The organism is Stenotrophomonas sp. Ste86, from assembly GCF_024519465.1.
Lineage (GTDB): Bacteria > Pseudomonadota > Gammaproteobacteria > Xanthomonadales > Xanthomonadaceae > Stenotrophomonas.
In genome coordinates this window covers 99135-113285 of the sequence record NZ_JALJRW010000013.1, presented here as the reverse complement: position 1 = coordinate 113285, position 14151 = coordinate 99135, and the positions used below count along the sequence as shown (strand labels likewise).

At 66.7% G+C, this 14151-nt stretch carries 11 protein-coding genes; 10 read left to right on the top strand and 1 reads right to left on the bottom strand.

Annotated elements, in window-relative coordinates; all coding sequences use genetic code 11:
- Positions 1 to 3508: DUF6531 domain-containing protein (locus NR101_RS13165; RefSeq protein ID WP_256775753.1), on the bottom strand; the 3508-nt coding region annotated here is incomplete at its 3' end.
- A 595-nt stretch (positions 3509 to 4103) separates the two neighbouring features.
- Here NR101_RS13165 and NR101_RS13160 point away from each other — a divergent pair.
- The 10 genes from NR101_RS13160 (at position 4104) to NR101_RS13115 (ending at position 14046) form a co-directional block, all read left to right on the top strand.
- Positions 4104 to 4640, top strand: a complete 537-nt coding sequence (locus tag NR101_RS13160) for a GNAT family N-acetyltransferase (protein WP_256775752.1) — start codon at positions 4104 to 4106, stop codon at positions 4638 to 4640.
- Positions 4637 to 4969 (top strand): non-heme iron oxygenase ferredoxin subunit, encoded by a 333-nt coding sequence (locus NR101_RS13155; RefSeq protein WP_256775751.1) that lies wholly within the window; start codon positions 4637 to 4639, stop codon positions 4967 to 4969. The genes NR101_RS13160 and NR101_RS13155 overlap by 4 nt, the downstream gene beginning before the upstream one ends.
- A gap of 80 nt (positions 4970 to 5049) precedes the next feature.
- A complete protein-coding gene (locus NR101_RS13150) occupies positions 5050 to 5442 on the top strand; it encodes a hypothetical protein (RefSeq protein ID WP_256775750.1) in 393 nt (130 codons plus the stop codon).
- 156 nt (positions 5443 to 5598) lie between these two features.
- Entirely contained in the window at positions 5599 to 7884 is a 2286-nt protein-coding gene (locus NR101_RS13145) for a TonB-dependent siderophore receptor (RefSeq protein WP_256777743.1), read from the top strand.
- A 49-nt stretch (positions 7885 to 7933) separates the two neighbouring features.
- A complete protein-coding gene (locus NR101_RS13140; protein ID WP_256775748.1) occupies positions 7934 to 8623 on the top strand; it encodes a Fe2+-dependent dioxygenase in 690 nt (229 codons plus the stop codon).
- The gene (locus NR101_RS13135; RefSeq protein WP_256775747.1) at positions 8616 to 9344 is read left to right on the top strand and encodes a tetratricopeptide repeat protein; all 729 of its coding nucleotides are present in this window, start codon (positions 8616 to 8618) and stop codon (positions 9342 to 9344) included. Before NR101_RS13140 ends, NR101_RS13135 begins: the two co-directional genes overlap by 8 nt.
- A 139-nt stretch (positions 9345 to 9483) precedes the next feature.
- Positions 9484 to 9912 (top strand): hypothetical protein, encoded by a 429-nt coding sequence (locus NR101_RS13130; protein ID WP_256775746.1) that lies wholly within the window; start codon positions 9484 to 9486, stop codon positions 9910 to 9912.
- Positions 9913 to 10055: 143 nt separating this feature from the next.
- Positions 10056 to 12485 carry a TonB-dependent receptor gene (locus NR101_RS13125; protein ID WP_306175523.1) on the top strand — a complete coding sequence of 810 codons (2430 nt, stop codon included), beginning with the start codon at positions 10056 to 10058 and terminating at the stop codon, positions 12483 to 12485.
- A 370-nt stretch (positions 12486 to 12855) separates the two neighbouring features.
- Positions 12856 to 13491, top strand: coding sequence for a PepSY-associated TM helix domain-containing protein (locus NR101_RS13120; RefSeq protein ID WP_256775744.1), 636 nt, complete (start codon positions 12856 to 12858; stop codon positions 13489 to 13491).
- A 36-nt stretch (positions 13492 to 13527) separates the two neighbouring features.
- Positions 13528 to 14046: a DUF2271 domain-containing protein gene (locus tag NR101_RS13115; RefSeq protein ID WP_256775743.1), complete on the top strand. Its 519-nt coding sequence runs from the start codon at positions 13528 to 13530 to the stop codon at positions 14044 to 14046.
- Positions 14047 to 14151: the final 105 nt, after the last annotated feature.

Sequence of the window (14151 nt, the reverse complement as noted above, 5' to 3'; positions counted from 1 at the left end):
ACGTCTCGATCGCCACGTCGGTGGCGCCGTCCTTGGTCTGGGTCAGTCGACCCAGTGTGTCGTAGCCGTACTTGGCCAGGACGCTGGTGCCTGTGCCGTTCTTCAGTTCGGTGATCGCACCGACCGGGTCGTAGCCGTAGCTCAGCGAGAGACCGCCCACTGCCGGGTCATGCACGGCCTGCGGACGGTAGTCGAGGTCGAGCGGCCGCTCCAGCTGGCGGCCGTTGCCGTAGGTCCAACCCGTGGCGGGGCCGAACGCAGCGTGCGTAACCTGACTCACAACGAGCTGGCGAGCTTGGCCGTGGCGGGTCAGGCCGATTTGGCTGACACGCCCCTGGGGATCGCGGACGTAGTCGGCGATGCTGCCGTCGGGGTACGTCAGCGCCGCCAGCCGGCCCGCCTTGGTATAGGCGTAGCGCAGGGAGGTGGTCACACCGTTGACGGTCTGCACCTTGCGGGTAACCTGGCCGAAGCGGTCGTGGCAGTACACGGTGCTGCCGCCCGCATGCAGGACCGTCCCCAGGCGCCCCTTGGCGAAACGCTCATCCGCCGCGCACGCGGCCGGTGCGGTGTCGTAGCTGTAGCCGATATCCAGGTTCGGATCGGGATAGGCGATGCCGGTCAGGCGGTTGAGCGGGTCGTAATGGAAGGTCGCCGTGACGCCGCGCGCGTCGGTGCGGGTCGTGCGGTTGCCGGCGGCGTCGACGGTGAAAGCGGTACTGCCACTGTCCGGGCTGGTCTGCGTAGTCAGGTCGCCGAAGCCGTTGTAGGCGTAGCTCGTGTGCAGGCCCTTGGGGTCGGTGACCTGGGTAACCTGATCAAGGGCGTTGTAGGTGGAGCGAATCTCGGCGGCGACGCCGTCCACGTCCTGCAGGGTGCCGGCCAGACGGTTCAACGGATCGTGTTGCTGCGTAATTACCCGCTGCAGCGCATCGGTGATGGCCTGCAGATTGTCGTTGGCGTCGTAGGCGAAGCCGGTGGCGTAGCTGCCTGCATCCTTGAGCGTGGTCAGCTGGCCCAGCGTGTTGTAGACGCGGGCCAGCGTCCGGCGCAGGGCGCCGCCGGTATCGACGGTGTCTTCCTTCAGGCGGTTGCCGGCGTTGTCCAGCGTGTAGTGGACGGTGTTGCCTGCGTTGTCGGCAATATCGGTCAGGCGCTGGGCGGCGTCGTACACATACGTGACCGTGGAACCGTCGGGCTCGGTGATCTCCTGGACCTGGCCGGTCGGCCAGTAGGACAGCTGCGTGCGGTGGTCACTGGCGGCGTCGGCGCCGCGCACGGTGACCGAGGCTGGCCACCCGCGCGGATGGTAGGTGTAGTCGGTGACAACGCCGTTGGCATCCTTGATCGACAGCGGGCGGCCGACCGCATCGTAGGACAGGGTCTCTGCACTGTGGCCGAGCGCGTTGGTCAAGGTGTGCAGGTCGCCTTTGCGGAACTGGCAACTGCCCGCGGCGGGATCGCTGCAACCTGCGTCGTCAGAGGCGTAGTACGCGTACGTGACGGTATCCGCGATGTCCGTGCGCGGACCATCCACGGCCTTGAGCAGACCGAGCACGGGACAACTTCCGCCGGCGGCCACGTCAGCTGCTTCGCAGTACGTCAGTGTGGTGACGCGCACGTCGTTGCTCGCCATATCACGCACGGCCATGCTCGTTGGCTGCAGGCGTGCATTGCGGGTGATGCGGGTTTCGCGGTTGCCCACGCGACTGAGGACCGCCCGATTGCTGGCCGTGTCGGTGTGGGTCTCGCTGATGCGCTGCTCGGGCAGGCCAAGCGCTTCGGTGGTGGTCTGGATGTTGACCGGCTGCCCGCTGACCGGATCATTGGCTGCCGCGTAGGCGTACTTGGTCTGCGTGCCGCGACGGTCGGTCACGGTGTTCAGACGGCGGCGGAAGTCCTGCGCCTCGGTGTAGTACGCGCGGCTTTCGGCGCCTCGAGGATCAGCAACGCCACTGACCTTGCGCGGGAGGCCGCTGCTGCCGGAGGGCGTCAGCGCGAATGTCGACACCTTGCCCAGTGCGTCGGTGACGATGGTGGTGCCGGCGGTGGTGTATTCCAGGCGTACGCCATCGATGCCGACATCGCTCTGGGCACAGTCGCCGGAATGGCGGCTGCAGGTGACCCGGCCCTTGGCGTCATAGCCGTACCAGCTGTAGCGACGCGCGTCTTCAGCGGTGACACCGGTCAGGTAGTTCGGGAACCGGGTGTCTTCGTAGTGGTAGCTGCGGGTGCCGCCGCCGGCATAGGTCACCGAGGCGACCTGCCCGTTAGTTGTGTAGCTGTAGCTGGCGAGGAGCTGGCCGGCCGCGGACAGCGCGCTGATCAGGTCATCGCCGGCCGCGGACTCGTAATGGAACAGCAGGCTGCGGCCACTGGAGTGGGTGACCGAGAGCAGCCTGCCACGGCCGTCATACACGTAGCTCAACGTGGTTCCGTCTTCAAAGGTGCGTGCTTGCAGCAGACCGTTGTCCCCGAAGTCGAGTGCCTCGGTCGCGCGGAACAACCGCCACGCCTGGCCCTGCTTCACCAAACGATCGCCGCTACCGTCATCGGCCTCGTAGTCCGCCCCGATTTTCTGGAACGCTATCTGGCCGCCGTCCGCCTCGATCAGACCAACAAACGGTTCGGCGGGCGGCGGATAAACCGTCGGATCCGTTCCGATCGCCAGCCGTAGGTTGTGCGAGTGCGTCCACCCATGCCCGAACGCACCGCCTGCAGTGGTGGTCATGGAGTGGTAATGACGCGCGAACCGGATCCAGCCCAGATCGAGATCCGGCTCGGGCTGCGATTTGTCACCAGTGGTCGGCTCGCACGGATTGCCGACGGGGCATTGCTGGGTGACCCGGCCTGATGAGTAGCTCATCAACTGCGCACCGGACTGCTCCATTGCCGGAGCCATCGTGCAGGCGTTTTCCGCCACGCTCCATTTCATCACGGTCGTGTTCGGGCACTTGACCGTCCTGGTTCTCTGCACGTACGCACTGGTCTCGAGCGGGGTGCAGGTTGCTGCTGCATTGTCATAGACGTTGAACTCGACCCGATAACTGGCGTCCTCACCAGTGTTGCTGCCGTCGGCGCCCGCGCCCGCCCCACCGCCGGGTATGCCCGTCCAAGGGCCGGGTGTGACCTTCGCCGCAGGACATTGAGGAGCGTTGGACACCGATGATTTGATCGCATTGATCATCGCATCTTCGGTCAGGTATTCCTGCTGGTTGAACTTGTACTTCCACTCCGTGCGGGTCACCGGAGCAGGCTTCACGCGATAGGCGTAAATCGTCTTGTTTTTCGCGACTGCCTGGCTCTTGACGTACCAGCTGAACGGCCCCGCAGCCTGGTAGGATTCGAATGCTTTCTCAATATCGGCCTGGACCGCCTTTTCGGTAGCGCGCGTCTGACCGAAGGACGCCATGCTGGTCCACTTTTTCTCGACCTCCTGCGCGTGCACACCTAGCGGGAGTGCGGCGCAGACAATCAGCAGCCATGACGCGTGGCGGCGACCGGCCATGTTTGAATTCAACATCCTTGTACTCCTTCCTTCCTGGATGGAAACCTGAGCGGTGCGCGGGCACCTTGGGACTTGGTTGAAGCGAACACATTCCAGTAAACGACAGCGCGGATACTGGTGGCCCTACGCTGCGCATTTATGAATCACGGTACGCGATGGGTCAAGCGGTTAATCAGAATGGCGGGCGCATTTCAATGATTCTTACAGGCGGCGCTGTTGATTTTGATAAATGCATCTCAGAAGGTAGGTATTTTCTGACGTTGCTTTTTTATCGCGCGATAGTTGTGCCTGGTGATGGGATACGGGTGTTGAGATGCTGCGAGCTGCCGAGCATGGCTCGGCACTACCAATCCGACGATTCGACCATCCGTCCATCCGCCCATCCGCCCATCCGCCCATCCGCCCATCCGACGATACGCCTCTCCGATGAGCCGGCGATTCGCCGTTCCGCCGATTCGCCGCTCCGCGATTGCCGATCACCGGTCCCCCGATAGCGGCCAGCCAACAGCCCGTCGGCTCCCCCTGCCTCCCTGCCCACTCCCTGCCCACTCCCTGCCCCCTCCCCGCCACCGCCCACCCCGCCTAGAATGTGCCCATGAGCACCCTGACCTTCCGATCGGCCACCGCTGCCGACATCCCCGCCCTGATTGCCCTGGTCACCTCGGCCTATCGCGGCGACGCCAGCCGTGCCGGCTGGACCACCGAAGCCGACCTGCTGGATGGGGCGCGCATCGATGCCGAAAGCCTGCAGGCCGATCTGGCGCGTCCGCGTTCGACCATCCTGTTGGCCGAGCGCGATGGCCAGCTGCTGGCCTGCGCCCATGTGGCCGACGACCACGGCAAGGGGTACTTCGGCATGTTCTCGGTCGATCCGGCCCAGCAGGGCGGCGGCATCGGCAAGGTGATGATCGATGCGGCCGAGGCCCACGCCGCGCGCGAATGGGGCGTGCCGGTGATGCAGATGACGGTGATCGACGTGCGCGAGGAACTGATCGCCTTCTATGAGCGCCGCGGCTACGTGCGCACCGGGATCAAGAAGCCGTTCCCGTACGGCGACGCGCGCTTCGGCACGCCCAAGCGCGACGACCTGCGCTTCGAGATCCTGGAAAAGCCGCTGGCGGCCCAGGCGTGAGCGAGACCTGGACCTTCGTCTGCGCCAGCGCCGAGCTGCTGGCCGGGGAAATGAAGAGCACCTTCGACGAGGTCACCGGCACCCCGATCGTGGTGTTCAACCTGGACGGCGAGCTCTACGCGCTGGAAGACCAGTGCACCCACGATGAGTTCGAGCTGTCCTCGGGCACGTTCGACACCGCCGAGGCCAGCATCGAGTGCGTTCTGCACGGGGCACGCTTCGACATCCGCGACGGCCGCGCCCTGTGCGCCCCGGCCTACTCCCCGGTGGCCAAGTTCCCGGTCAAGCGCGAACACGACGGGGTCTGGACCCGCGACGACCGCGACTGAACGCCCGGCGTTTTGAAAATGCGAATTGCTAGCATTACCATGTGCACCGCGGCCGCCTGGCCGCGCCTGCTTGGTCGCCCGTGTCTCTCACCCGTTCCGCCATCGGTGTTGTCGTCCTGTGGGCCACGTTCTGCGTGGTTCTGCTGGCCGCCGGTTGGCTGAATACGGGCGCCACCCGCGGCCTGCAGGACGGTCCTGGACCGCTTGCACAGCAGGTTGAATCCGGCGCCATGGCCACCGACACCGGCCAGAAAGCGCCTTCGCTGCCCTGCCCTGATGCGCCGGCCAGCGAAAACAGCGCCAAAAGCGACGCGAGTGCCGATGCCGAGCCCGGGAGCGCTGCCGCACTGTTCCCGTTGCGCCGCAACGCGTGGGTAGCGGCGATTCCGCCATGGCCTGCCGATGCACTGCGCTGGCAGCGGATGGAGCCTTCGCTGCGCCTCAACCCCGGCCACGCCCCTCCCACCGCCTGATCCCGGCCGCACGCCCCGCGTGACGGCCCCGCCCTGTCTGCGCCTGCGCAGCCAGCGGCCCCGCCTGTTCGTTTGTTCGCTTTCCCGACCTTCCCACCCGCTCGCCGCCGTGACCGCCCTGCCGGTCCGCCCTTGCCCGTACGTCCAGGACCTCCCATGACCGTTCGCCCGACCCCGTTGTCGTCCGCCCTGCTGCTGGCCATTGCCGCCCCCGCCATCACCCATGCCGAAACCGACGCTGCCGCCGAGCCGCAGCGCGCGACCGAACTGGACGGCGTGGACGTGCACGGCGAGCGCGTGCGCGCGCAGTCGTCCAAGTTCACCGCGCCGCTGCTGGATACGCCCAAGTCGGTCAGCGTGATCTCCCAGCAGGTGATCGAGCAGACCGCGGCCACCACGCTGCTGGACGCGCTGCGCACCGTGCCGGGCATTACCTTCGGTGCCGGCGAAGGCGGCAACCCGACCGGCGACCGTCCCTTCATCCGCGGCTTCGATTCGGCCTCGGACATCTACGTGGACGGCCTGCGCGATGCCGGCAGCCAGACCCGCGAGGTGTTCGCGATCGAGCAGATCGACGTGGTCAAGGGCCCCAGCTCGGCCTACTCCGGTCGCGGTTCGGCCGGCGGCACCATCAGCCTGGTCAGCAAGACCCCGAAGCTGGACAACTTCGTGCAGGGCTCGCTGGCCGCCGGTACCGACAACTACTACCGCGGCACGCTGGACGCCAATCAGGTCATCGGCGACGGCATCGCCGCGCGCGTGAACCTCATGAAGCACGAGGCCGACGTGGCCGGCCGTGATGAAGTCAACAGCAGCCGCTGGGGCATCGCGCCGTCGCTGGCGTTCGGGCTCAACGGTCCGACCCAGGCGGTGATCAGCCACTACCACATGGAAACCGACGACCTGCCCGACGCCGGCGGCTTCCCGTACAGCAACCCGTTCACCAGCGGCGCCAACCTGGCGCTCAACGGCAACGGCAGCCCGATCGTGACCAACCGCGACGCGTTCTACGGCCTGGTCGACCGTGACTTCCAGAAAACCCGCGCCGACATCACCACCGTGAACCTGTCGCATGATTTCGGTGGCATCGTGCTGCGCAACATCACCCGCTACGGTGATACCCGCAACGATTACCTGTGGACCCAGCCCGACGACAGCAAGGGCAACCCGAACCTGTACGGCACGGTCTGGCGCCGCACCAACTCGCGCGCGACCCAGACCGACAGCTTCATCAACCAGACCAGCGTGACCGGCGACATCGAGACCGGCCCGCTGCGCCACAGCTTCAACGCCGGCGTGGAATACAGCAGCGAAAAGACCGTGCGCGGCAACTACCTGATCGGCGAGGTGCGTCGCCCGAACGGACAGACCACCGCCGGCACCAACAACCCGATCACCGGCAACCAGAACTGCCCGACCACCGGCGCGGCCACCGGCTACAACTGCACCGACCTCACCAATCCGAACCCGAACGATCCGTGGGCGTCGCTGCACACCGTGACCCGCAGCAACCCCGCCAATGACGTGCGCCAGACCACGCGCACGAAGTCGGCGTACGTGTTCGACACCATCAGCTTCAGCGAGCAGTGGATGCTCAACCTGGGTGCGCGCTTCGACGACTACAGCACCCACCAGTTCAACCCGACCGCCGCGGCCAACCTGCAGCACCTGCGCAACGACACCTCGTTCTGGAACGGCCAGGCCGGGCTGGTCTTCAAGCCGGTGGAAAACGGCAGCATCTACCTGTCCTGGGGCACCTCCTCCACCCCGGTGGGCACCGACGGCGGTGATGGCGCCGATGGCATCAGCGCCACCATCCAGGATCTCAAGCCGCAGCGCAGCCGCAACATCGAACTGGGCACCAAGTGGGACCTGTTCGATGCGCGCCTGTCGCTGACCGGTGCGATCTTCGAAACCGAGATGACCAACGCGCGCGTCACCAGCGATGCGGGCACCACCCAGAACGCGGGCAGCAAGAAGGTCAAGGGCGCCGAGATCGGCTTCAGCGGCACGATCGTGCAGGGCTGGCAGGTGTTTGGTGGCTATACCTACCTGGACGCGGTAGTCGAGGACAACGGCTTTGCCCTGGTCAACGGGGTGTACGTGCCCTCGCCGTTCAACGGCAACCAGTTCCCCAACACCGCCAAACACAGCGCCAGCCTGTGGACCACCTGGGCGCCGTCGTTCGTCGAAGGCCTCAGCCTCGGCGCCGGCGCGAACTACGTGGACAAGGTCTACGGCAACGTCAACAACACCAAGTGGGTGCCGTCCTACACCCGCTGGGATGCAATGGTGGGCTACGCCTTCAGCGAGCGCTACAGCCTGCAGTTGAACGTGCAGAACCTGACCAACAAAACCTATTTCACCAAGGCGTACGCTTCGCACTACGCTGCCATCGCGCCGGGTCGTTCGGCCACGCTGGCCTTCAACTTCACGTTCTAAGCGATACGCTCCCTCCCGCGCTCCGGTGCGGGAGGGGCTGGAGCCGATCATGCTGCTGCACATCCCCGACGTCCTCAGCGCCGAGCAGGTCACCCTGGCCCGCAAGCAGCTGGCCACCGCCGGCTGGACCGACGGACGGCTGACCGCGGGCTACCAGTCCGCGCAGGCCAAGCACAACCTGCAGCTGCCCGAGTCCGACCCGGCCGCGCGTGCGGTGGGTTCGACCATCCTGGATGCGCTCGGGCGCAACAGCAGCTTCTTTTCGGCCGCCCTGCCGCGACGGATCTTTCCGCCGCTGTTCAACTGCTACCAGCCCGGCCAGACCTTCGGCTTCCACATCGACAACGCGGTGCGCTACGACTACAGCGTGGCCGGGCAACCGCAACCGGTGCGCACCGATGTGTCGGCGACCTTGTTCCTGAGCGATCCGGACGAGTACGAAGGCGGCGAACTGGTCATCGAGGACACCTTCGGCACCCAGCGGGTGAAGCTGCCCGCCGGGCACATGGTGCTGTACCCCGGCACCAGCCTGCACCAGGTCACGCCGGTCACCGCCGGGACGCGACTGGCCTCGTTCTTCTGGATCCAGAGCATGCTGCGCGACGACGGGCAGCGCCGCCTGATGTGGGACATGGACAACGCAATCCGGCGCCTCACCCACGACCACCCCGACCATCCCGCGCTGGTGAACCTTACCGGCGTGTATCACAACCTGCTGCGGCAGTGGGCTGATGTCTGAGCCGACCCCGCCCGCACTGGATGCCACCGCGCTGGCCGCGCAGCTGCAGCACGACCCCACCGCCGCACTTGCCACGCTGATCCCGATCGCCCAACGCGGCGACGTGCAGGCGCAGTTCCTGCTCGGCCAGGCCTGCATGGAAGGCCGCGGCATCCCGCAGGATCCGGCCGCCGCCGTGCTCTGGTTCGAGCGCGCCGCCAACGGCGGGCTGGGCATCGCCATGAACATGCTCGGGCGCTGCCATGAGCTGGGCAGCGGCACCGTGCAGAACCTGGAACTGGCGGCGGTCTGGTACCGCAAGGCCGCCGACAGCGGCCTGGACTGGGGCATGTACAACCTGGCCAACCTGCTGGGCACCGGCCGCGGCGTCACCCGCGATGAACCTGCCGCGTTTGCGCTGTACCTGCAGGCCGCGCGCCTGGGCCATGCCAAATCGATGAACCTGGTCGGCCGCTGCCTGGAAGACGGCGTTGGCGTGGCCGCCGATCCGGCCGCCGCTCCGGCGTGGTACCTGCGCTCGGCTGAGGCGAGCGACTTCCGCGGCCAAGCCAGCCATGCCTCGGTGCTGCTGGCGGCGGGTGAGATCGATGCGGCTGCGGCGTGGCTGGAACGCGCACTGGCCCATGGCAGCCCATCATTCCTTGCCCACCTCCGCACGGCCCTCGCGGCCTCGCCGCATGCCGCATTGCGGGCACTGGTCGATCCGCCTTCGACGCGGTAGATCCAAAATCCCCTATTCGCAAATCATTCCTATTTGCGTCCGCGAACGGATCTCACTACACTCCGCCGCGTCATCGAGGTCCGCTCGTGATCGGGAGCGTCATGTTCCCCACCCAACACGCTTGAGCAGGGATTCCGTCTTGCGCCACCCGCACCGCCTTCGCAACTTCGCCCCCGCCGTGCGCGGGCAGCGTCCGGCGTTGGCGAGCGTGCTGGCGTGGCTGGGCCTGCTGGCGATGCTGTTCACCGCCCTGCCGGTGCTGGACCGGGCGTTGCCGGGCAGTGCCGCGCTGGTACTGCAACTGCCGGCCGAAGAACGTCGCGGTGGCGGTGAAACCACGCCGCAGGAAGAAGTAGCGGCCAAACCGCGTCGGCTCACCAGCGTGCGTCCGGCCAACACCCCGCCACCGTTGCCGCCGGCCTTGCCCGACGCGCTGGACCGGTTGCTGGCGACCTGGGTCGACCTGCCGCCGCAGGTGGCCCCGTCGGTGGATTCGGCGCCTGCCATTCCGCTGCCGGCTGCGCCCGGCCTGCGCGTTCAACGCGGACAAGCCCCACCGCAGGGCTGATTCCGACACGCGCGTCGCGGTAGTGACGCGCCCCCCGTCGATGGCGACACCTGCCTGTTCCCGGGCACTTCCCTGATTCCTGCAGCGCTGCGACCGCCGGTCGTGGCGTCCCGCGTCCGTCTTTCCTTTTCGAGGTTACCCCCATGGCCCAACGCGATCGTCGTCGCATGTCCCTGTCCCGCCACGCCCTGAGCCTGGCCCTGCTCGGCGCGATCAGCGCGCCCGCCTTCGCCAACGGCGACGCCGCCGCACCGACCACGCTGGACAAGGTCGTGGTCACCGCCGCCGGCTTCGAACAGAAAATCACCGACGCCCCGGCCAGCATCAGCGTGGTCAGTCGCCAAGAGCTGAGCAAGCGGCCCTACACCAGCCTGGTCGACGCGCTGCGCGACGTGGAAGGCATCGATGTGGGCATGGAAACCACCGACAAGAACGGCCGCGCCACCCTCTCCATGCGCGGCATGCCGTCGGAGTACACCCTGGTGCTGATCGACGGTCGCCGCCAGAGCAACGTCGGCCAGCTCTATCCGAACAACTTCGGCGGCGGCCAGTTCTCTTACCTGCCGCCGCTGGATGCGATCGAGCGCATCGAAGTGGTGCGTGGCCCGATGTCCACCCTGTACGGATCGGACGCGATGGGCGGGGTGATCAACATCATCACCCGGCGCAACCAGGACAGTTGGCACGGCTCGCTCACCCAGGGCGCCACCGTGCAGCAGGACGACCAGTTCGGCGATGCGCGCACCACCGATGTGTACCTGACCGGGCCGCTCGTCAAAGATCGCCTGGGCCTGGCGGTGCGGGGCAGCTACTACGACGCCAAAGCCTCCAACCCGGAATGGGACGACCTGCCGCTGCCGGACGGCACGCTGTGGGAGCGCAGCATCGGCTTCGGTGGCGGCGGCAAGGCGGTGGCCAATACCAACTGGAACACCGGCGTGCGCGTGAACTGGACGATCAACGACGACCACGACCTGACCCTGGACTACGACGTGTCGCGGCAGAAATACGACAACAGCGAGGGCCAGACCGGCACCCTGGACAGCCTGGCCAGCCTGTGGCGCGTCGGCAACGCCACGGTCCCCCATCCGAACGGCACCGGCACCCTCACCCGCCGCGTAGTTCAGCCGCGCGTGGGTTATACCGCCTACCAGCGCTACGAGCGCGACCAGCTGGCGCTGAGCCATCAGGGCCGCTACACATTCGGCACCTGGCAGACCACGCTGACCCACACCATCAGCAACAACCTCGGCCGTTCGCTGCCATTGACGCTGGACGAACGCGATGACCTGCAGACGCTGTGGAACGACGTCTGCCGCCGTACCGGCGCCGCCGCCAACTGCGCGGCCGGCCGCGGCAACGCGCTGAGTGCGCTCAATGCCAGCGAGCAGGCACGCCTGCAGGCATTCCTGCCGCGCCCGCTGCGCACGATGGAGCTGGAAGGCTACGTGCTGGACACGATGCTGGACATGACCTTCGGCGCGCACAAGCTGACCGTGGGCGGCCAATACAACGACACCGACATGGTCGACGGCGTGTTCGGCATGGACGGCGCCGGCTACCGCGCCAACGTGAAGCAGCAGCATCGGATGTGGTCGGTGTTCGCCGAGGACAACTGGTCGCTGACCGACACGCTGACCGCCACGGTGGGCGTGCGTTATGACGACCACAACATCTTCGGCAGCCACGTCAGTCCGCGCGGATACCTGGTGTGGAACGCCAGCGATGCATGGACGATCAAGGGCGGCGTGAGCACTGGCTACAAGACCCCGCGCCCCGACCAGCTGTTCCCGGGGGTGACCGGCTTCGGCGGCCAGGGCGTGCTGCCGTTGGTGGGTTCGCCGAACCTGAAGCCGGAAACCAGCACCAACTATGAGATCGCGACGTACTACGAGGGCGCGCAGTGGGGCTTCAACGTGACCGGCTTCCTCAACAAGTTCGACGACAAGATCGCCAGCGGCGGCACCTTCCCGAACTGCGAAGTGGCACCGGCCGGCAGTGGCTACTGCGTTGACGTCGGTCCGGGCTGGGCAGCGTTGGGCTACAGCACGTTCGCGCAGAGCGTGAACGTGGACAAGGCCGAGACCAAGGGCATTGAAACGGCCGCTTATGTGGACCTGCTGGACAACCTGCAGCTGCGTGGCAACTACACCTACACGCGCTCCGAGCAGACCAGCGGCGTGGACAAGGGCAAGCCGGTGGGCGGCACCACGACGCCGGCCAGGCACATGGCCAATGCCAGCCTGAACTGGCAGCTCAGCGATGCGGTCAGCCTGTCGTTGATCGGCGAGGGGCGTTACGACCGTTACCGCGACACGCTGCTGAGCAACGTGGGCGGGGTAAGCACGTCGCAGGTGCGCTACTACGAGGACTACACGATCTTCCACCTGGGCGGCAGCTGGAACATCAATCCCTGGCTGACGCTCAACGCGCGGGTGAACAACCTGTTCGACAAGGACTTCGTGTCGCAGTCGTGCGTGCTGATCAGCGACAGCGAGTACAACTGCGTGGACGATTACGCCACCAAGGACCAGCGCCGGAGTTACTGGATCTCGGTGAACGCGAAGTTCTGAGGGCGACGGCAACGGCGGACGGCCTGCGCACTGCGGGGGCGGTGCGGTGGGGGCGGAAGTGGGATCCGGAGCAAGGGCAAGGGCGGGAGCGGGAGCAGGAGCAAGAGCAGGAGCAGGAGCAGGAGCAGCCGAGCATGGCTCGGCTCTACTACCAGGGGCCGTGTACCGGTAGTGCCGAGCCATGCTCGGCAGCCCTCAGTAAACAAACTGCGAGGCACCCGCTTTTACCCACATCCGTCGGCCAGCTACGGATCTGGACGTCCCGCGCTTGCGACGCTCGCCTCCAAGCACAGGAGCCCCGCGAACCCAGAAATTGCGAACCATTCTCATCAATGGTGTAATTCGCCATTCAGTTCCCAGCAGCGTGACCGTGGCCACTCCCTCCTCCAGCGTGCAGCAGCAACAACGTCGTGGCTTCTGGCTGCGCACCCTGCACCAGTGGCACTGGATCAGCTCGGCCGTGTGCCTGATCGGCATGCTCCTGTTTGCCGCCACCGGCATCACCCTCAATCACGCGTCCAGCATCGAAGCCACCCCGAAGGTGGTCAATCGCCAGCTCGAATTGCCCGCCGACCTGCTCGCACAACTTGGCGACCGCACCGACGGCAACGCCCCGATTCCGCGCCCCGCCGCGCGCTGGCTCGATGCGCAGCTGGCCATTTCCGTCGGCGGCCGCCGCGCCGAATGGTCCGAGGGCGAAATCTACCTGTCCATGCCCAGCCCCGGCGGCGACGCCTGGCTCAGCATTGATCGCGACAGCGGCGCGGTCGAATACGAAGCCACCTCGCGCGGCTGGATCTCCTATTTCAACGACCTGCACAAAGGCCGCAACGCCGGACCGGCCTGGGGCTGGTTCCTGGACGTGTTCGCCGTGGCCTGTCTGGTGTTCTGCATCACCGGCCTGTTCCTGCTGCACCTGCATGCCCGCCAGCGCCGCATGACCTGGCCGCTGGTCGGCCTGGGCCTGATGATCCCGCTGCTGATCGCCCTGATCCTGATCCACTGACCCTCCTACCTTGATCGTCCCCCACGGAGCCGCACCATGCGCGTCACCCTGACCATCGCCCTGAGCGGCCTGCTGGCCGCCACCCCGGCCTACGCCGCCACCCTCGACATCAACGTCGAAGTGCCCAAGCTCAACGTCGCCGAATACCATCGCCCGTATGTCGCCGTGTGGCTGGAAGGGGCCGACCAGAAAGTGGCCGCCAATCTCTCGGTCTGGTACCAGCAGACCGGCAACAGCGAAGGCCACGGCACCAAGTGGCTACCCGACCTGCGCCAGTGGTGGCGCAAGAGCGGCCGTACCCTGGACGTGCCCGTGGACGGCGTCACCGGCCCCACCCGCCCGGCCGGCAAGCAGGCGCTGTCGTTCGACGACAAGCAGCCGGCACTGAAAGCCCTCGCCCCGGGCAATTACACTCTGGTGGTCGAAGCGGTGCGCGAAGTCGGCGGCCGCGAACTGCTCAAGATCCCCTTTACCTGGCCGGCCACCACCGTCCAGAACGGCAAAGCCCAAGGCGCCACCGAACTCGGTCTGGTCACCCTCACGGCCAAGCCCTGACTTGTCGCCCGCCCTCACCGGCGGGTTCCCCTCGGGACGTCGCGCAGCGGCGTAGCGTCGGCCTCCGGGCCGATCCCCAGTTCACCGAAGCTGTCCACTACATGG